1 protein-coding gene is annotated in these 467 nt (G+C 44.3%); it reads right to left on the bottom strand.

The annotated features are described in order from the left end of the window. The coding region (locus tag EMN46_RS19025) for a multicopper oxidase domain-containing protein (RefSeq protein ID WP_154202597.1) at positions 1-467 on the bottom strand (467 nt) is incomplete at both ends.

The raw sequence follows: 467 nt of genomic DNA, 5'->3' as shown, positions 1-467 counted from the left end.
TATTAAATAATGCCTGCCAGCCATCATCGGGGGTCATGCCATTCATTAAGTAGGTGTAGGTCTGCCCTGTCACATCCGCAATATCGGTATCGCTCATGCGCATTCGATTCCACATGACGCGATCTCGCCATGTGGCGTTAACGCCTTTTTCTTTTACTTCACGCCAAATATCTCCTGTGGTTCTTTCACGAGAGTTGTAATAGTGGCTTTGCTTTTTTAATTTGGCGTAGACTTTTTCTGGCATTTCATCCGTCCAATCGGATAAAACCACCGTGTGCTCACGGTCATAAGTCACAGGGTCAGGTTCTTTCGGGTCAATAATAATAGCGCCATAAACCCCTGTTTGTTCTTGAAACCCAGAATGGCTGTGATACCAATAAGTACCGCTTTGTTTAATATCAAATTGATACTCAAAGGTATCACCTGGTTTTATACCCGCAAAACTTAACCCCGGCACTCCGTCCATT

The sequence above is a fragment of the Ancylomarina sp. 16SWW S1-10-2 genome, assembly GCF_009669305.1.
In the GTDB taxonomy this organism is placed as follows: domain Bacteria; phylum Bacteroidota; class Bacteroidia; order Bacteroidales; family Marinifilaceae; genus Ancylomarina.
The sequence above is the reverse complement of the archived record's forward strand: the minus strand, read 5'-3'. Positions and strand labels throughout refer to the sequence as shown.